Origin of the sequence: Tenacibaculum finnmarkense genomovar ulcerans, assembly GCF_900239495.1 — a bacterium.
Classification (GTDB): domain Bacteria; phylum Bacteroidota; class Bacteroidia; order Flavobacteriales; family Flavobacteriaceae; genus Polaribacter; species Polaribacter ulcerans.
The window spans coordinates 53,078-71,502 of the sequence record NZ_OENE01000035.1; the positions used below are offsets into that span (position 1 = coordinate 53,078).

The 18,425-nt window shown below is 29.8% G+C and carries 16 protein-coding genes; 6 read left to right on the plus strand and 10 right to left on the minus strand.

What is annotated here, in order from left to right:
* The first annotated feature begins 38 nt into the window (after positions 1-38).
* Positions 39-422, plus strand: coding sequence for an START-like domain-containing protein (locus DPIF8902391_RS09930; RefSeq protein ID WP_058886225.1), 384 nt, complete (start codon positions 39-41; stop codon positions 420-422).
* 150 nt (positions 423-572) lie between these two features.
* Positions 573-1,403, plus strand: a complete 831-nt coding sequence (locus DPIF8902391_RS09935; RefSeq protein ID WP_058884533.1) for an aminotransferase class IV — start codon at positions 573-575, stop codon at positions 1,401-1,403.
* Here DPIF8902391_RS09935 and DPIF8902391_RS09940 read toward each other — a convergent pair.
* From DPIF8902391_RS09940 to DPIF8902391_RS09975, 8 genes are all read right to left on the minus strand, one after another.
* Positions 1,400-1,957 carry a YqgE/AlgH family protein gene (locus DPIF8902391_RS09940; protein WP_101915887.1) on the minus strand — a complete coding sequence of 186 codons (558 nt, stop codon included), beginning with the start codon at positions 1,955-1,957 and terminating at the stop codon, positions 1,400-1,402. The two genes, DPIF8902391_RS09935 and DPIF8902391_RS09940, sit on opposite strands and share 4 nt — an antisense overlap.
* Positions 1,958-2,032: 75 nt before the next feature.
* Entirely contained in the window at positions 2,033-2,782 is a 750-nt protein-coding gene (locus DPIF8902391_RS09945) for a LytR/AlgR family response regulator transcription factor (protein WP_058884535.1), read from the minus strand.
* A 1-nt stretch (position 2,783) separates the two neighbouring features.
* A complete protein-coding gene (locus DPIF8902391_RS09950; protein WP_172505737.1) occupies positions 2,784-4,775 on the minus strand; it encodes a sensor histidine kinase in 1,992 nt (663 codons plus the stop codon).
* Positions 4,776-4,863: 88 nt separating this feature from the next.
* Complete coding sequence (locus tag DPIF8902391_RS09955) at positions 4,864-5,079, minus strand: hypothetical protein (protein WP_058884537.1); 216 nt, start codon at positions 5,077-5,079, stop codon at positions 4,864-4,866.
* Positions 5,080-5,194: 115 nt separating this feature from the next.
* Entirely contained in the window at positions 5,195-7,399 is a 2,205-nt protein-coding gene (locus tag DPIF8902391_RS09960; RefSeq protein WP_172505738.1) for a PepSY domain-containing protein, read from the minus strand.
* A gap of 13 nt (positions 7,400-7,412) precedes the next feature.
* Positions 7,413-7,886 carry a DUF2271 domain-containing protein gene (locus DPIF8902391_RS09965; protein WP_058884539.1) on the minus strand — a complete coding sequence of 158 codons (474 nt, stop codon included), beginning with the start codon at positions 7,884-7,886 and terminating at the stop codon, positions 7,413-7,415.
* A gap of 48 nt (positions 7,887-7,934) precedes the next feature.
* Positions 7,935-9,425: an ankyrin repeat domain-containing protein gene (locus tag DPIF8902391_RS09970; protein WP_172505739.1), complete on the minus strand. Its 1,491-nt coding sequence runs from the start codon at positions 9,423-9,425 to the stop codon at positions 7,935-7,937.
* Positions 9,426-9,430: 5 nt separating this feature from the next.
* Positions 9,431-10,333 (minus strand): DUF6607 family protein, encoded by a 903-nt coding sequence (locus DPIF8902391_RS09975; protein ID WP_058884541.1) that lies wholly within the window; start codon positions 10,331-10,333, stop codon positions 9,431-9,433.
* Positions 10,334-10,433: 100 nt separating this feature from the next.
* On the opposite strand from DPIF8902391_RS09975, the gene DPIF8902391_RS09980 reads away from it, so the two are divergent.
* Both DPIF8902391_RS09980 and DPIF8902391_RS09985 read left to right on the plus strand, forming a co-directional pair.
* Positions 10,434-12,503 (plus strand): TonB-dependent receptor plug domain-containing protein, encoded by a 2,070-nt coding sequence (locus DPIF8902391_RS09980; RefSeq protein ID WP_172505740.1) that lies wholly within the window; start codon positions 10,434-10,436, stop codon positions 12,501-12,503.
* A gap of 30 nt (positions 12,504-12,533) precedes the next feature.
* A complete protein-coding gene (locus DPIF8902391_RS09985) occupies positions 12,534-13,169 on the plus strand; it encodes an HmuY family protein (RefSeq protein ID WP_172505741.1) in 636 nt (211 codons plus the stop codon).
* A 79-nt stretch (positions 13,170-13,248) separates the two neighbouring features.
* Here the strand turns inward: DPIF8902391_RS09985 and uvrA are convergent, their stop codons facing one another.
* Positions 13,249-16,047, minus strand: a complete 2,799-nt coding sequence (gene uvrA / locus DPIF8902391_RS09990; protein ID WP_172505742.1) for an excinuclease ABC subunit UvrA — start codon at positions 16,045-16,047, stop codon at positions 13,249-13,251.
* A gap of 224 nt (positions 16,048-16,271) precedes the next feature.
* On the opposite strand from uvrA, the gene DPIF8902391_RS09995 reads away from it, so the two are divergent.
* Positions 16,272-16,859: an RNA polymerase sigma factor gene (locus tag DPIF8902391_RS09995; RefSeq protein ID WP_058884545.1), complete on the plus strand. Its 588-nt coding sequence runs from the start codon at positions 16,272-16,274 to the stop codon at positions 16,857-16,859.
* A 239-nt stretch (positions 16,860-17,098) separates the two neighbouring features.
* Here DPIF8902391_RS09995 and DPIF8902391_RS10000 read toward each other — a convergent pair whose 3' ends face one another.
* Positions 17,099-17,773: an endonuclease III domain-containing protein gene (locus DPIF8902391_RS10000; protein ID WP_058884546.1), complete on the minus strand. Its 675-nt coding sequence runs from the start codon at positions 17,771-17,773 to the stop codon at positions 17,099-17,101.
* Between the two features lie 139 nt (positions 17,774-17,912).
* On the opposite strand from DPIF8902391_RS10000, the gene bcp reads away from it, so the two are divergent.
* Complete coding sequence (bcp, locus tag DPIF8902391_RS10005) at positions 17,913-18,365, plus strand: thioredoxin-dependent thiol peroxidase (RefSeq protein WP_058884547.1); 453 nt, start codon at positions 17,913-17,915, stop codon at positions 18,363-18,365.
* The last annotated feature ends 60 nt before the right edge of the window (positions 18,366-18,425 follow it).

Genomic DNA, 18,425 nt, shown 5'->3' on the forward strand with positions numbered 1-18,425 from the left:
AAAAAATATATATACCTTGCCATACTAAGAAAAAAAAAATGACAAAAGTTAAATACGAATTAGAATTTCCTATACACGCATCACCAAGTATGCTGTTTAATAGTTTGGCAACCCCTTCAGGATTAGAAGAATGGTTTGCTGATAGTGTTAATTCTCGTGGAAAATTAATTACTTTTACTTGGGATGGTTCAGAAGAGGAGGCTAAAATTTTAGCAAAAAAAGCAAACGAACGCATAAAATATAAATGGATTGAAAGTGAAGGTGATGAAAGTTATTTTGAATTTTTAATACAGGTAGATGCTTTAACGAAAGACGTAGCTGTTATTGTTACTGATTTTGCTGATGATCAAGACGACCTAGAAGAAGCAAAAATGTTATGGGAAAGTCAAATTGAAAGCTTAAAAAATAGTATAGGAGCGTAGTGTTTTATACCTTATAAAAATCACAAAAAAACTCGATATTGTAGTCTCTTATCATCGAGTTTTTTTACCGCGACTTTATCGAAATTATTCTAATTTTATTTTATAGTTTTATTATAGTTTTATTGTAGTTTTGCAATCAAATTTTGAAAAATGATTAACTTTAACGGGGAAATAATATCAGAAACAGCACTACGAATATCTAAAGATAATAGAGCCTTTAAATATGGCGATGCTATTTTTGAAACCATACGGGTACTCAATACCAAAGTTGTTTTTATGGAAGACCATTATTTTAGATTAATGGCTTCAATGAGAATGCTACGTATGAAAATTCCAATGAAATTTACGCTTGAATTTTTACAAGAAGAAATTTTAAAGGTAACAAATGAACTTCCTAAATCGTTAAATTATAGGGTTCGATTAACCGTTTATAGAAAAGATGGCGGCTTGTATAACCCAGCATCAAATGATATTGATTACTTAATTGAAGCAAGTGAGTTTCATCCGATAGAAAAAACGAGTTATAAAATAGATTTATATAAAGATTTTTATAATTATTCGGGGTTGTTATCAACTATAAAAACAACTAATAGAATGCTAAATACCTTGTCGGCTGTTTTTGCTGATGAAAACGATTTAGACAACTGTATATTGCTTAACGAACGAAAAGGAGTTGTTGAGGCTACTAACGGGAATATTTTTGTAATAAAAGACGGCGTTATAAAAACACCTGCTTTAACCGAGGGATGTATAAAAGGAGTTACTAGAAAAAAAGTGTTAGAAATTTTAGAAAAACATCCTAACTATACTGTTGAAGAAACCGTTATTTCTCCATTTGAATTACAAAAAGCAGATGAAATTTTTATTACAAATGCTATTATTGGTATTCAATCAGTTACTAATTATCGAAAAAAAGTATTTACATCAGAAATAACTAATAAAATAAAGAGCAGCCTTAAATTATTAGCTATTACTGGTTAATTCATTTGAATATCGCTTGGTGCATTTGCCCAAATTTTATATTTACCACCTTTTTGAAGTAGCTTATTTTTCCAAAAGCTCTCGTTATTAGTTGTTAAAATATTTTTGTAATCATTTTCGGAAATAAACCAAGAATCAATATTTAATTCATCAATTAATTGGTTTGTTTCCCATCCTGAATATCCTAAAAAGAAGCGAATATCTGTTGGTTTTAACTTGTTTTCAACCAACAGTTCTTTTAAATTTTCAAAGTTACCACCCCAATAAATACCATTAGCAACTTCAATACTATTGGGTATTAGTTGAGGAACCTTATGTATAAAATACAGGTTATCTTGCTCAACAGGACCACCTTGATACACTCTAAAATCACAGTCAATTTCAGGTACCAAGTCGTTCAAAGTATGCTGTAAGGGTCTGTTTAAAATAAACCCAACAGAGCTTTTTGAGGTATGTTCAGTTAGTAAAATAATAGTTCGTTTAAAAGAACTATCGTTTAAAATAGTAGGTTCCGCAATTAACAACCTACCTTTTTTGGGCTTCAGTGCAACCATATATTTATTGTTTAGTACAAGACCAAAATAGGTAAAAATTAATGAAACTAATGGAATTTATAAAAAAAAATAGATTTATATTTTTCCTAAAAGTGTAATAACCTCATTTCGTTTTCTAACAGATACAGGAACTGTTATTTTGTTTTTTAAAACTAAATATCCGCCATCTGATTTGATGAACTCTTTGATGTATTGTATGTTCACTAAATGACTTTGATGAATTCTTATAAAGTTAAATTCTTTTAGCATATCAGCAAAATACTTGAGGGTTTTACTAACTAAAAGATGTTGCCCATCGATAAAAAAAAACTCCGTATAGTTATTGTCAGATTTGCAACGAACAATATCATCTAAATTAACCACAACAATTTTATCCGTAGTATTTAATGAAATCTTTTTAGGGCGTAAATTAGGTTGCTTTATAGATTCTTGTAAAACGCTAAGTTGTTCTACCGCTGGTTTAATCTGTTTTTTTGCCTTATCAATAGCCGTTGATAAATCATCGTTTGAATAGGGTTTTAAAATATAATCAATAGCTGCAAACTTAAAGGCTTTTATAGCAAATTCATCACTGGCAGTAACAAAAATAACCTTTGAAGTTAAGTTTGGATGAATTTCAAGAACATCAAAACCAGTGCCGTCACCAAGCATAATATCTAAAAATAAAATATCGGGCTGTAGTTTTTGTAATAAAATAGCTGCTTCTACAACGCTTTTTGAAGTTCCTATTATTTCAATTTCTTGATGATGCGTTAAAATATCATTTTGTAACATTTCTAAAGCACTAGGCATGTCATCAACAATAATTGCGGTAAGTTTTTGCATATTAAAAATCTGTTTTTAAAGGGATTTTGAAAAATATTTTTGTTCCGATAATAGCTTTGTTTTTAGAAATTTCGGCAATAGAAAATGCACTTTTTTTAGAAAGTGTTTTAATGCGTTCTTCGGTAATTTTAATAGCAACAGAATTATGAGAACTTGATTTTATTTGCAGTTTTGATTGCTGAATCCCAATTCCATTATCAATAATACTACATTCTAAAAATTGATTTTTTGTTGAAAAGATAATCGAAATTTTATTGCTTTTTGATACTTTAAAAGCATGTTTAATACAGTTTTCAACAAAGGGTTGAATTAGCATTGGAGGAATTAAAATTTCTTCGGCATCAAGGTTTATGTCAGTATTAATTTCGTATTCAAAAGAAGTAGCATTTATCTGTTGCTCTAGCGAAATATAATTTTTAAGAATACTTATTTCATCTGCTAAATTAATTTCTTCTTGCCTCGAATTATTTAAAACAGCTCTTAAAAGAATAGCGAATTTACTTATTGTATTGTTTAATTCAGTTGTTTTACCAGCATTTCCAAGGGCTTTAATTCCGTTTAAAACATTAAAAATAAAATGCGGATTCATTTGTAATTGCAAGGCTTTTTGTTCAAGCGATAATAAATGATTTTCCGCTTGTAATTTTTCAATTTTCGTTTTGTTTTTCACTTTTATTTTTTTGATATAAAATAAGATTCTTCCTAGTAATAATAAGCTTATTAAAGTAGCAATAAGCCACTGAAACCATTTTTTTTGATGTATCGGAGTGTCAATAAAAAACTGAAAATGAATGGGTTTACTTTTTATTTTTCCGATTTTAGATTGCGCTGTAAAAGTGTAATTTCCTGGCGTTAAATAAGGGAAATCAACCGTGTTTTTACCACTCCATTTACTAAAACCTCTGTTTAATTTATAGCGGTATAAAATATTCCCAGGCGTATTTATATTAACCGATTTATAAGTAAATGAAACATGATTTTTAGACGCTTTTAGTGATAGAATTTTTGGGTATTCATTAATATTTATGCTGTCTAATGTTTGATAAACAATTTCGATGTTTTGAAAGGTAATTACAGGTTTTTTTCGAACGATATTCTTACTCTTTAGCCTGTAAATCCCATGATTATTTGTGGCAATCCAAATATTTTTTTCTTGGTCTTGAAAAACGGTTTGTATTTGATTTGTTTTTAATGTATTGTATTTATTAATGCTTTTGATGAAGTTAAAATTGGAATCAAGTATTTCAATTCCTTGATCTTCGCTAACAATCCAAAACTGTTTGTTGATGTATTTTATACCCGTAATATTTTTTAAAGCTGTGCTTATCGTTTTAACTTTAGTATTAATAATTAACTTAATTCCATGGTTATAAGTTGTGGCAATAATTCTTTTTTTATTAATAAGTATAGCGGTATAATTACCAAGCTCAATTCTTTTTAAAACCGTTGGATTAATTATTTTATCGAGTTTCCATAAAGCTTTGTTGGTTGCTATCCAATAAAATTTTCCATCAAACTTTAAATCGTTAATTTTATTTAAATCAATTTGAAAATTGGTTCTAATATTCGATAAAAAATCTTTACGAAGCCTAAGAATCCCTTTGTTTGTTCCTAGAAAAGTTTGTGAAGGGCTTGTTACTATGCAGTTTATTCTGTCACTCTCAAACTGTTTGAATTTGCCATTAATTACGGAACAAAAACCCTTGTTTGTACCAATAAAAACAGCCTTTTTTTGAGCAGAAATAACCGTTGTGTTATTTGAAATTAAACCATTTTTACGAGTATAAGTTTTAAATTTATTACCATCAAAACGAATAATTCCCTTACTAGAGCTAAACCATAAGTAACCATTATTATCTTGAGTAATATCAGTTATTTTTAAACTAGGCAAACCACTTTTTAAAGTGTAGTTTTTTAAGTTATTTTGTTGAGGTATAACAGTTTTGGTAATAAATAAAAAAACAAATAAAAGTAGTGATTGTAGCAATTTCATAGTAACAAACTTAATTAAATTAAATGTTATTTCTGAATTTTTTATGCTTCTATACGGCTTTTTTCCTGCTTGAAAATTTCAAGAATTATTACTGCTCTAATATAATGGTCATATTTTTTTCTAAATGAAAACTATTTGATATTTTATTTAAAATTTTAGGTAAATTTCGGTCGTTAATCCACTGTCCATTTTCTTGTTTTTCAATAGAAGCGATAAACCCGTTGTTGTTAATTTGTAATTTTAAACGATTGTATTTGTTTAAATACATTTTTAAGATAGAAGAATAATTGCTGTTTGACCACATAATACTTGTTTTTATATCATCAAAATTAGTAAGAAAATTTGGTGTAACTTACTGTTAATTAGAATCCGTAAGAAACCAATTAGAATTCGTTAAAAAACATATTTTTATAAGATTTTTAATAGCAATCTGTTTTAATTTGCTGTTTATAAGTAGCATTAAATTTATCAATTGGAGTATTTAATTTTTGCAAAGCAATTTGAGCTAAAACTTTTAAAACGCCATTCATCATGGCAACAGAACCACAAATTAGAATACTTCCATTATTTTTTAAGGTATCGGCAATTAAATCGGGTTCATTAAAAATGCTGTCTTGCACATATTGTTTTGCGATCTTATTTTTTTCTTGCGAATAAGAAATGTGAATATTTTTAGGGTTTAAATCCGATAAAAAAGGTAGGTATATTTTTAAGGATTCTTGCGTTCTTCCGCCCCAAAACAAGTGGGTTTCACCACTGTTATTTAACATTCCTAAAAAGGGAGCAATTCCTGTTCCGTTGGCAATTAAAATAACTTTTTTTGATTTCTTCGGATATTGAAACGCTTTATTTTTTTCTATTTTGGCTTTTAAAATTGTGTTTTTTTCAAGATTTGAAAGTAAATTAGAACACACGCCAAATTCATGTTTTTTGACGCTTAATAAAACATCATTTTCAATTTTACCAACAGAATATAAGCGTTTAACACCATCTTTTTTAGGAATGATAGCCATTAAATCGCCCGAGGTAAATTTTATCTTTTTAATAGGTTTTAATCGAATTAAAAAACAAGCATCATTGTTTAATAAGGTTTTACTAACTACCGAAAATTGTTGTTGTTTTTTATGTTTTTGGATGTTTAATTTTAGCTGTAAATTAATACCTGTTTTTTGACACCATTCTAATTCCCATTTTTTAAAGGCTAAAAAATCTTGATTATTAATTTTATAAAGAGCTGTTATTTTTTCAAATTTTGGATGCTTTTCAAGGGCATTATCAATATCAATGGCAAATTTACAATAGTCTTTATATGCCAAAGAACCAAAACCAATTACGGCATATTTTATATTGTTTTCAGGTGTTGTTTTTTGTAATAAATTTAAAAAATTTGTAGCATTAACAGGTGCTTTTCCTTCGGCGTAGGTAGAGGTTAATAATAGTAAATGTTGTGCCTTTTTATAGGAAGTATAATCGTTTAAATGCGCTATGAAAACTGATTTTTTGCTGATAATAAGCGCATTATATAAAGAAGTTGCATTTCTAAAAGATTCACCAGTTTCCGATCCTACAAGGATGATAATTTCGGCAATATCTTTTTTAATAGTATTTTTAGGAAGCAGGCTTTTTTGCTTTCTTTTTAAGGCGATAGCAAAACCTGAATAGCTAAAAAATAAAATAGAAATAGCTGTTAAAAGTAAAATAATCGCCCAAAAAATAGTGCCACGTCCTGTGTGTAAAAATAAACTCCAATCAACTAAAATAGCTGTTAAAGAGATATTTTTAGCACTAATAATTTTACCTGAATATTGATGTATAATTAGTTCTTTTGAGTGTAATTTTAATAAAAAATAATCTTCATTATCATCAGAAAAAGGAAATTCAATGCTTTTTAATTCACTTAATTTGATGTTTTTAAAACTAGCGAAATCTTCAATAGGAATTTTTTTAACAGATTTTTTATCCGAAGAAAAACCCGTAAAACTACTCGAATTAAAGGTGTGTTTAATTTTAGTATTAGGTAAAATATTAAATTTTTCTAAAGATAAATAAACACCTGTAACAGTAATGATAATAATAGGGATTAAGGCAAAACGCCCAATAACTACGTGGTAATATTGCGCAAAATTCTCCTTAACAACTTTGCTAAAAAAGCGTTTAATTCCGCCTTGTCTTTTAATAATTAAAATACTTCCTGTTATGGTAATTAAAAGTAGCAAGAAAGAGAATAACCCAACTAAAAACCGCCCTGTAGATTTTAAAAATAACGATCTGTGTAGGTTTGTAGCCCATTTATAAATCTTTGATTTTGGAATAATATTGTTTATTTTTTTACCAGAAATAGGATTGATGTAAAAGCGTTTGTTTTTCCCTTTTTTGGTAATTACCGAAGCAATAACGAAGTTATTTTGAGTAACCTCTAGTGTAATAATTTCTTGATATTCTCTTTTTAAAGATGATATTGTTTGAGAAAGGCTAATTTGATTGGTAGGTATTGCGTAGGGTTTTAACTGATTTGAAATAGGTTCAAAAGCTAAAATAATACCTGTAATCGAGGCGGTAAGGATAAAAATAAAAGAAGATATAGCCAAAGTTAAGTGGCTATACCTCCAAATTGAAATGGTCATTTTTTATTGAAATTTATTGTGCAATCATGCGAATATATCGGATAAACCCTTTGCCTTCCTTTTTATTTTTTAAGTTTTCTGAAGTCAGTTCAAATTCAATATCATCTTTATAATATTCTTGGTCTTCCACGGCCGATTCAAACCTGATTTTATAGCCTTTATCTAGTTTTTTACTATCAAATTGAAGCATGGTAATCGCTCTGTTTCCTGGGCTAATAGTTGCGCCTGTAATGGCATCAATATCTGTACGAACTTTCCCTTGAAAACCCCACCATTCGGTAATGTCTGAATACCATTCTTGGTCATCGCCTTGAACAGCTAAAGTTTTTTCATATTCGCCGTTTGGGTTGAGTAATGAAACAATAATATAGGCACCTTCGCCCGTATAATTTTTCATTTGGATCATACATTTATAGCTTAGCGCATCCGAAGTATTAAATGCCATAATTCCGAAGGCTACACTTAAAATTATAAGTACTTTTTTCATTTTTAAATTTTTAATAATTTACTAAATCAAAAAAAATAAGTTTTTTGATTATTTTAAAAAATTGATATCAGTATTTTTTAAAGCTTCATTCTCTTTTGCTAAATCGTATAGCGTTTCTTGAAAAGCTGTTTTTACATTTTTGCGAGCACCTTGAGCAATTAAATACTTAATAATAACGCTGTTTTTAGCAATTAATACGGCTTCTTGCAATGCTGTTAAACCTTTTTCATTTTTAGTATTGATATCAATTTTATACTTTTTGATAAATTTTAACATCGCTAAATGTTGTTTTTGAACTGCCAAATGATACAAGGTATTTCCATTTTTTTGAGCTTTACCAACCTGTAAGCCTTTTGCTTCTAATAGGGTTAATTTTTGTTCAAATTCAGCTTCTTTTTTATCATTAAATGTTTTGAATAAATGATAGTTTAAACCATTTCCTTTGGCATCAATCACAGAAATGTCTGCACCTTTTTTTAGTAAAAATGCCACAATATCAGGGCTGTTTTTTAATGATTTTGTAAGTGCCGATTCCCCTTTTTTATTGGTCTGATTAATGTTTTTAGTTTTTGATGCTAACAATTTAATCACCGCTAACGAATTTCTAATAGCAGCATTTATTAGGGCGGTATTTCCTTGGGAATCTGTTTTGTTTACAGCAATTCCTTTACTTAAAAAGTACTTAAAAATAGCAATATCTTTATTACCGTAAGCCAAATTATGAAGTGGAGTTTCTCCTTTATTATTACTGATATTTGGATTGATTCCTGTATTTTCTAAGTATTTAAAAAAGGCAAGTGAATTATAGCCATTTCTTGAACCTTTTGAGGCTAGTAAAAACGCATTTCCACCGTTTTTATTTAATCCTTTAGAAGAAATTCCTTTTTTTATCAGCAATTCAAGCATTGTTTTATTTCCTTTTTTAGCAGCATAATTAAATGCGCCGTTTCCGTGATTATCTTCACTTTTTAACGATAATCCTTTAGAAATAAAAAAATCGATTAGCTTAAAATCTTTAAAATGAGGCATGGCTAATAAAAGTGCATTTGCACCATTTTCATCAAAATCATTTTTAATATCAATCCCATTTTTGATAAACAAATTATAAATTTCGATATTTGTTTGCCCTGTTGCCGCGGCAAAAGTTAAGGGCGAAAAATGATGTGAATCTTTAATGTTTAATTTGGCGTTATTCTCTATAAAATGTTTTACCAACCCAACATTTCCTTTATAAGCCGCCCAAAAAACATAGGTTCTTTTATCGTGTGTAAGTTTTTCAATGCCATTGCCTTTTAAGCTTAGTAAATAGTTGATTGTAGCATTCGAAACGTTCTCTAAAATAGCGTAAGTAACTGCATCAAATCCGTGAGAATTTAATGCAGTAGCGTTATTTTTTTCTTGTATTTTTTGATTTATTAGTTCAATACTAGGGTTTGTTTTCCAAAAATCTCTTTGTAAAAAAATGTTTGTGTTTTGAGAAAAAACCAATGTACTAATGCAGCAAAGACTAGCTAATAAAAGTTGTTTAAATAATTTCATTTGAATTATTTTTTAACAAAGGCTTCAATAATGTTATTTATATCTTTATCGGTAGCTATTTTATCTGAAAACAAGTGTTTATATAAAGGTTTATTTTTAACTTTTTTCTCTAAAGAAAGATCGGTATTTTTAGCATATATGTCACTCCATTTATTTCTAACTAACTGCCATTTTTCTTGGTTTTCTTTCCACCATTTTTGTGCAGGTTTACATTTAGAATCGGCAACTTTAACATAGGTATTATATCCTTTTTCGTATGCTACAATTACATCTTTTTCACCTGTTTTTCTGATGATTTTTTTATTGTCTTGATCGTGCAACCATCCATAGTTTGTAATTTCATGACGGTTTCCTCTTTCGGTTACATTATAATCACTTCTTTTGGTGTATTCTCTACGAGGTAAAGGTGCGTCAGTGGTGCTTTCCCAGTAAGTTTTCCCATCAACATGTACCCATGACCCTGAACCTTCATAACGAGGGCTGTCATCTACTTGATACACTTTTTGTGTCCATTGTTTTTTTACACTTGCTTTAGTTTTATTTTCATACAACCAATTGTTGTCACCATTAAACATATAAAAATCTTGGTTTTGATATTCCCAATCTTGTCGCCAATGTTTTACGATGTGCGGTTTTGCAGGATTACCAACTTGCAATAAATGCTGTATGGCAATTTTGTTATTTTCATCTTCAATTAATTCCGCCCATTCTAAAGCAGTATCAATTTTTATTTTCGAAGGTTTGTATAAGGAGTCTTTACTATTATTAAAGGTTTCTGCAAAATTAAAAGTTACTTCAAAACAACCACACATTTTTTTGATAGCCTCTTTATCTTTTGTTTTTTTACTTTGAGAATTTGCCGAAACAGCGAAAAGAAGTACTAAACTTCCCAGTAATAAATTTTTCATTTTAAGGATTATTTTTGATGTAATAAATTTTTTGTAAAAATATACAATTTATTTAGATTGATTAATAATAAGAATATATATTTGCCGAAAATTATTAAGAATGTTTCTACATAGGAAGTTTGTAAGTGTATTTGCCTTTATCAGTTTAACTGTTTTTTCACAAGAAAAAATGGCTACTGACAATGGTTGTACCGCTTCTTATGGTTTAGAAGAAGTGGTGGTAACAGCAACAAGAACAAAGCGTCAGTTATCATCAATACCCATGCCTGTTACTTTAATTTCGAAAGAACAATTACAAAAATCAGGTGCGGTACGACTAAAAGATATCTTATTAGAACAAACAGGTATTACTTTAGTATCTGATTTTGGAGGCTCTCAAGGCGTACAAATTCAGGGAGTTGCTGCTGATTACACCTTAATTTTAATCGATGGAGTTCCTGTTGTAGGAAGAGCATCCGGAAATATTGATTTAAGTAGGCTGAGTGTAAACAACATCAAACAAATAGAAATTGTTAAAGGACCGTCGTCATCTTTGTATGGTTCTGAGGCGATTGGTGGTGTTATTAATATCATTACCGAACAGCCAAAAAATGGTGAAATAGAAGGTTTTGTAAGCTATTTAGCAAAAGGTGGCGCAGCAAATGAATTAGATATTAACAGCAATATTAAGTTAAAAAAGAAGCGATTTGGGTTGGTTTCTGGTATTAATTTAAATTCGAGCAATGGCTTTGATTTATCTCCAGAAACCACTTCAAAAACAACAGAAGCGCATCAGAATTTTACAGGAAATTTAAAGCTAAGTTATGATTTTTCTGATCATTTAAAAACCGTAGTTTCTTCACGATTTTATACACAATCGCAACAAGCTATTAAATCAGCTAAAAACAAGCGAACAGATTGGAATATTAACACCAATATACATCATAAAATAAAGGATAATTGGAGTTTAAACTACCTGTTTTATACTACAAAATATACTACAGAAAGTGTTTTTAATGAACAAGATAAGCTATACAATGAAAAATTAATGCGTCCTGAAATTAAATCGACTGCTGTTTTTGGTGAAAACACCTTAGTTGTAGGTTTAGGATCAAATTTTAACTCATTAGAAAGAACGGAATTTAATAGCGTTAAAAAATACGATACGCCTTATGTTTTTGGGCAGTTTGATTTTAATCCGAATGCCAAGTTAAATGTAATTATTGGTGCTAGATTTGAAAAAAGTAATCAATATAAATCGGCATTTACTCCTAAGTTATCTTCTAGCTATAAAATAAATAAATGGTTTACCGCAAAAGGGTCGGTTGGTTTTGGTTTTAAAGCGCCTGATTTTAGACAGCTTCATTTCAATTTTAAAAATTCAGCAAACGGATATGTTGTTTTTGGAACGCAAACAATACATCAGTTATTTCCAGATATTTCTGAAATAAAAACCATTGAAAAAGAGTTAAAACCCGAAAGTTCGATTGGTTATAACTTCGGATTTCAACTAAAACCTACTCGAAAGTTAAAATTAGATGTCAATATTTTTAGAAACGATTTAAAAGATATGATTGATTTTTTTGACACCCGATTAAAACCACTTTCTTTAGGATTGCCAATAGGAACGAGAGTTTTTTCTTATAGAAATAGAAACCAGGTTTATATGCAAGGAGTAGAATTAAATATCAACTATAAAATTACATCAAATTTTAGCATTTTAACAGGGTATCAATTTTTAGATACAGGAGATAAAATACAAGAAGATCAGCTGAAATCGGGGGAGATATTTTTTAGAAAAACAAGTACTTCGCCTTCTCAAAAAATGAAACTTTCAAATTATTATGGCTTGCCAAATAAATCGAAGCATATGCTAAACTTTAAAGTTTTTTATGAAAATTATGCCCATGATTTTTCGGCAAATATTAGAGCTGTTTATCGAAGTAAATACGCCTTGTTTGACACGAATAATAGTCAAGGAGTTATTGATGAATTTGATGATTTTGTAGCAGGAAATACACAAATAAATATTGCCGCTACCAAAACATTTTTTAACAGAATGAATCTTCGAGTAGGGGTTAATAATTTGTTTAATGAAAAGGGAGAAGAAAATAAAAAAACATTTAAAAATAACGACACCGTTTTACAGTTAGGAACAACTTTTTACGGAAGTCTTCAGTTTAATTTTTAGATAAAAAATAATCAAGTAAATATATATAAAATGAAAATTTTAAAATCAATTTTGCTAATCGTTTTAGTTGCTTTTGTAGCTGTTTCTTGTAGTGATAATAGCAGTGATGATGTTTTTGAGCCAGTTATGGCAAAACAAATTAAAAACTTACACGCAAAACAACTTACCGATTATGCGGTAAATCCTCCAACGGCTTCAGGTGAATTTGTAAAGTTTAGCTTTAAAAAAGGAGGAATTGTAACCGATGATAATTGGGATATCGCCTTTAGAGCCACCACAATTATCGTTAATGGAGGAGAATCGACAGGAGTTAAAGAAGAGCCAAAAAGAACAGGAGAAGCAAGTGTCGCTTTAGCCTTAGGAACTTTTTCAGAGATTACAAAAGCCCCCGAATCTGCTCGTTTTAAGCAAGATGAAAAAGGAATGTTAGCCTTGCCAAAAAGTTTGTGGTACACTTATAATTTTTCTGACCACAGTATAAATCCTGTAGCAGGAAAAGTACTTGTTGTAAAAACGATTGATGGGAATTATGCTAAAATAGAAATTTTAAGTTATTATAAAGATATGGACAGTTCAAATTCTGCCGATCCTAAAAATTCAGGTGCACAATATTATACTTTTAACTATGTGTACAATCCGACTGTTGGTGATAAAAACCTTCAGTAAGTAAGAACTATTGAGTTTTGTTAATTTTTGTTATGTTAAAGCTGCTTATCCCGAAAAGGTTAGGCAGCTTTTCTATTTTTTATATCAATTTATCGGCTAAATAATGCGCTGTAAAAGAGTCTTTATTTTTGATTAAATCTTCTGGAGTTCCTGTAAAAATTAAATTTCCACCATTTTTTCCGCCTTGTAAACCAAGGTCAATAATATAGTCGGCACATTTAATTAATTCAATATTATGTTCAATTACAATAATCGAATGACCTTTATTTATTAAGGCATTAAAAGAGGTAAGTAATTTTTTAATATCATGAAAATGAAGCCCTGTGGTAGGTTCATCAAAAATAAATAAAGTTTTATCCTTGGTGTTTCCTTTCATTAAAAAAGAAGCTAACTTTATACGTTGCGCTTCTCCACCCGATAAAGTTGATGACGATTGCCCTAATTGTACATATCCTAAGCCAACATCTTGCAAGGGTTTTAGTTTACGAGAAATTTTAAATTGTTCTCGTTCTTCGAAAAAAGTAACAGCATCGTCAATGGTTAAATTTAAAATATCATCAATAGATTTTTTACCAAAATGAACTTCTAAAACCTCTTTTTTAAAGCGTTTTCCGTGGCAAGTATCGCATTGCAAATGCACATTAGCCATAAACTGCATTTCAATAGTAACTATTCCCTCGCCCTTACAAACCTCGCAACGTCCTGCATCAACATTAAAAGAAAAATGTTTTGGTTGATAATTTCTGATACTCGCTAATTTTTGAATCGAAAACAATTTTCGAATATCATCGTAGGCTTTTATGTAAGTTACCGGGTTTGACCTTGAAGAACGTCCGATAGGATTTTGATCGATAAATTCGACGTGTTTTATGCTTTCAAAACTTCCTGTAATCTGGGTAAATTGCCCCATTTTTTCGCCATATCCAAGCAGTTTTTTCTGCATCGCAGGATATAAAATGTTTTTAACGAGTGTGCTTTTTCCACTTCCAGAAACTCCTGTAATAACAGTTAAAGTATTTAGCGGAAAAGAAACATCAATATTTTTTAAATTATGCTCACGAGCACCAATAATATTGATGGTGTTTTTTGATGTTTTACGTGTTTTTGGAATATCAATTTTAAGTTCTTCTGATAAATACTTAGCCGTTAAAGAATCCGATTTCATAATAGCATCAAAAGTTCCTTGGGCCACCACATTACCGCCATAAGTTCCTGCTTCTGGGCCGATATCAATAATATAATCGGCGTGTTTCATAATATCTTCATCGTGTTCTACCACAATAACGGTGTTTCCTAAATTGCGTAAATTTTTTAAAACTTCAATAAGTTTTTCGGTATCTTTCGGATGTAACCCAATGCTCGGTTCATCTAAAATATACATAGAACCAACTAGTGAACTACCTAAGGATGTTGCTAAATTTATTCGCTGACTTTCGCCTCCAGAAAGGGTGTTAGAGGTTCTATTTAAAGTTAGGTAATTTAAGCCAACATCGGTTAAAAATCGCAAACGATTATTAATTTCAGTAAGTAATCTTTTTGCGATGGCATTTTCGTGTTCATCGAGTTTTAAAGTATTAAAAAATGCTGATAATTCATCTAAAGGAAGTGTTACTAAATCGGAAATTATTTTTCCATGAACCTGTATATAATTGGCTTCTTTTCGAAGTCGTTTTCCATTGCAATCGGTACAGCTTGTTTTCCCTCGATAGCGAGAAAGCAATACTCTATTTTGAATTTTATAGCTTTTTTCTTCCAATTTATTGAATAAATCATGTATTCCTTCAAATTTATTGGTTCCGTTCCAAACCAATTCTTTTTGAATTTCAGAAAGTTCAAACCAAGGTTTATGAATAGGAATATCAAAATCCATGGCATTTAAAACCAGCTCATTTTTATAGTGTTTATAGCTGTCGGTTTTAAAAGGAAAAATAGCATCTTCAAAAATAGATAAACCTGTGTTTGGAATCACTAATTCTTTGTCAATACCTACAACACTTCCGTAACCCTCGCAGGTTGGGCAAGCTCCGTAGGGATTATTAAAACTAAATAAATGGGTATTTGGTTCTAAAAAAGTAATGCCGTCTAATTCGAATTTATTGCTAAATTCTGTAATTTTTTTATCGCCTAAATTTTCAATAAAACAAGTTCCTTTTCCTTCAAAAAAAGCGGTTTGAATAGCATCAGCTAAACGATTGTAAAAATCATCTTCATTTTTAGTAACAATTCTATCAACAACTAAAAAAAGTCCTTTTTCTTCGGATGTAGCATAGTGATCAATAGGGAAATCTTCAATTCTTAAAACATTATTATTGTATTTTATACGGGCATATCCTTGTTGAGTTAACACCTGTAAAACGGTTTTTAAATCCCTTTTTTCGTTGATTGTTATAGGAGATAAAAGTAATAATTTACTACGTTCTTCGAATGTTTTTATAAAATTGACAACATCAGAAACCGTATGTTTTTTTACTTGGCTACCCGATATTGGCGAAATGGTTTTACCAATTCGAGCGTATAAAAGTTTTATATAATCGTAAATTTCGGTTGAGGTTCCTACCGTAGAACGAGGATTGGTAGAATTTACTTTTTGCTCAATAGCAATTGCAGGTGAAATACCTTTAATATAATCGACCTTTGGTTTGTGTAGTTTTCCTAAAAATTGACGGGCATATGATGATAAACTCTCTACATAACGTCGTTGTCCTTCGGCATATAAAGTGTCAAAAGCTAGGGTTGATTTTCCAGAACCTGAAAGCCCTGTTATTACTACTAATTTATTACGAGGAATAACAACATCAATGTTTTTTAAATTGTGTAAGCTAGCTCCTTTTATAATAATATTTTCTTTGGGATCGATGGCAGAAAGGTCTCTTTTCATGTACTTAAAAAATAAGCGATAAAAGTACGATTTCTCGATTAAATAAGCGGAAAAGGCTTTGTAGTTTTTTTAATAAAAATGGAATAATTCTTGTTTTTATCGAAAAAAAATCACATATTTGAAGTCTAATAATCAATTAATTACAGCCTATACCTAAAAAATTACTTTTAAGAATCCTCCCCCTTAACAAAAGAGCGCTTAAGGTGCTCTGTAAAAAAGTAATTATGGTATATAAAGATATTGTAAGCGATAGCGTTTTAGTAAAAGACTACATTAACGGAAAAGAATTGGCGATAGAATTATTAATTAAGCGTCATCAGCAGCGTTTGTACAGTTTTATTTATAGTAAAGTACAAAATAGAGACACTACAGAAGATTTATTTCAAGACACTTTTATAAAAGTAATCAAAACATTAAAAAAAGGAAATTATAACGAAGAAGGGAAGTTTTTACCTTGGGTTATGCGTATTTCTCATAATTTAATTATTGATTTTTTTAGAAAAAATAACAGGATGCCTAAATTTAAAAACACGGAAGATTTTGATATTTTTTCGGTGTTAACAGATAGTAGTCTAAATGTAGAAAACAAGATAATAAAAGAGCAAATATTGGCAGATGTAAAAGAGCTGTTAGAAGAATTACCTGAGGAGCAAAAAGAAGTATTAAAAATGCGTATTTATAACGATATGAGTTTTAATGAAATTGCTGAAAATACGGGGGTAAGTATCAATACAGCTTTAGGAAGAATGCGTTATGCTTTAATTAATATGCGAAAAATAATTGAAAAAAATAATATAGTTCTAGTTAATTAGGCAATAACGCTTAATTTTTATCGTTAAATACTTGAAAACAATAGGTATATATGATGAAAGTTTACTTAGATAAATCTTCCGATTTCAAAATGAACCCCAACAAAGAAACGATTCAGTTTTTAATTAACTTTTCTAAATCATTAAGTGTAATTAAAACTAAATCTAATTATCTGATTGAATTGAATTTGAATTAGTTTGAAAAAGCTTCAACAAAATAAATTGTTGAAGCTTTTTTATGCCTATAATTTGCTTTTTTCTAGATTATTTTTCTTGTAATAATCATCTAAAACTGATTTTCTTCCGATGGTTTTGGTAATAATATCTTTTTCTAAATCCCAACCACGAGCAGGAGAATATTCCCGTCCGTACCAAATTATTTGTAAATGAAGATCGTTCCATATTTCTTCAGGAAATAAGCGTTTTGCATCTTTTTCAGATTGCACAACATTTTTTCCATTGGTTAAATTCCAACGATATAATAAGCGATGAATATGTGTATCAATAGGAAATGCAGGAACTCCAAATGCTTGGCTGATGACCACGCCCGCAGTTTTATGCCCAACGGCAGGTAATTCTTCTAAATACTCAAAACTTTGAGGAACTTTACCGTTGTGTTTTTCAATCAATATTTTTGATAAACCGTGAATTCCTTTTGATTTCATTGGCGATAAACCACAAGGACGGATAATTTCCTTAATTTCTTCGACACTCATTTTTACCATATCGTAGGGATTATCTGCCTTGGCAAACAATAAAGGCGTAATTTTATTTACTCGAACATCGGTACATTGTGCCGATAATAACACCGCAATTAACAAGGTATAAGGATCTTTATGATCTAAAGGAACAGGTATTTCTGGATATAATTCAGCTAGTGTATCAATAACAAATTGCACTTTTTCAGCCTTGGTCATTCTTTGTATTTTTTAAGATTATTTGACAAGAAATAAGTCTCAAAGATACAAACTAACAAAGAACAAGTGTCAATTTATTGATAATTCAAAGCAACGTTGTAACTTTGATAGTAGAACGAACTATTCAAACTCAAAAATTATGACAACATTACAAGTAGGAGATGCCGCGCCAAATTTTGAATCGGTAGATGAAAAAGGAAATGTGGTAAAACTTTCAGATTATAAGGGTAAAAAATTAGTCTTATTTTTTTATCCGAAGGCAAGTACGCCAGGTTGTACTAATGAAGCCTGCGATTTAAGAGATAATTATCAATCTTTCTTGGCAAAAGGCTACGCTATTTTAGGAGCAAGTGCCGATTCGGCAAAGCGTCAACAAAAATGGATTGACAAACATGATTTACCTTTTCCTTTATTAGCAGATGAACAAAAAGAAGTAATTAATGCTTTTGGTATTTGGGGACCTAAAAAATTTATGGGACGTGAATATGATGGTATTCACAGAACCACTTTTGTTATTGATGAAAATGGAATCATCGAAGATATTATCAGTAAAGTAAAAACAAAAGAACACGCAAGTCAAATATTAGGCTAATTTTTTGCTTATTTATGATAAAAAAACATCAAAAAAACCGAGTTTTAAGCTCGGTTTTTT

Excerpts from the sequence above, each read along its gene's own strand:
- DPIF8902391_RS09980 (WP_172505740.1), top strand. The coding sequence starts at position 10,434 with ATGTTTCTACATAGGAAGTTTGTAAGTGTATTTGCCTTTATCAGTTTA.
- DPIF8902391_RS10000 (WP_058884546.1), bottom strand. The coding sequence starts at position 17,773 with ATGACCAAGGCTGAAAAAGTGCAATTTGTTATTGATACACTAGCTGAA.
- DPIF8902391_RS09960 (WP_172505738.1), bottom strand. The coding sequence starts at position 7,399 with ATGACCATTTCAATTTGGAGGTATAGCCACTTAACTTTGGCTATATCT.
- bcp (WP_058884547.1), top strand. The coding sequence starts at position 17,913 with ATGACAACATTACAAGTAGGAGATGCCGCGCCAAATTTTGAATCGGTA.
- DPIF8902391_RS09995 (WP_058884545.1), top strand. The coding sequence starts at position 16,272 with ATGGTATATAAAGATATTGTAAGCGATAGCGTTTTAGTAAAAGACTAC.
- DPIF8902391_RS09950 (WP_172505737.1), bottom strand. The coding sequence starts at position 4,775 with ATGAAATTGCTACAATCACTACTTTTATTTGTTTTTTTATTTATTACC.
- uvrA (WP_172505742.1), bottom strand. The coding sequence starts at position 16,047 with ATGAAAAGAGACCTTTCTGCCATCGATCCCAAAGAAAATATTATTATA.
- DPIF8902391_RS09945 (WP_058884535.1), bottom strand. The coding sequence starts at position 2,782 with ATGCAAAAACTTACCGCAATTATTGTTGATGACATGCCTAGTGCTTTA.
- DPIF8902391_RS09940 (WP_101915887.1), bottom strand. The coding sequence starts at position 1,957 with ATGGTTGCACTGAAGCCCAAAAAAGGTAGGTTGTTAATTGCGGAACCT.
- DPIF8902391_RS09955 (WP_058884537.1), bottom strand. The coding sequence starts at position 5,079 with ATGTGGTCAAACAGCAATTATTCTTCTATCTTAAAAATGTATTTAAAC.
- DPIF8902391_RS09985 (WP_172505741.1), top strand. The coding sequence starts at position 12,534 with ATGAAAATTTTAAAATCAATTTTGCTAATCGTTTTAGTTGCTTTTGTA.
- DPIF8902391_RS09975 (WP_058884541.1), bottom strand. The coding sequence starts at position 10,333 with ATGAAAAATTTATTACTGGGAAGTTTAGTACTTCTTTTCGCTGTTTCG.
- DPIF8902391_RS09970 (WP_172505739.1), bottom strand. The coding sequence starts at position 9,425 with ATGAAATTATTTAAACAACTTTTATTAGCTAGTCTTTGCTGCATTAGT.
- DPIF8902391_RS09965 (WP_058884539.1), bottom strand. The coding sequence starts at position 7,886 with ATGAAAAAAGTACTTATAATTTTAAGTGTAGCCTTCGGAATTATGGCA.
- DPIF8902391_RS09935 (WP_058884533.1), top strand. The coding sequence starts at position 573 with ATGATTAACTTTAACGGGGAAATAATATCAGAAACAGCACTACGAATA.
- DPIF8902391_RS09930 (WP_058886225.1), top strand. The coding sequence starts at position 39 with ATGACAAAAGTTAAATACGAATTAGAATTTCCTATACACGCATCACCA.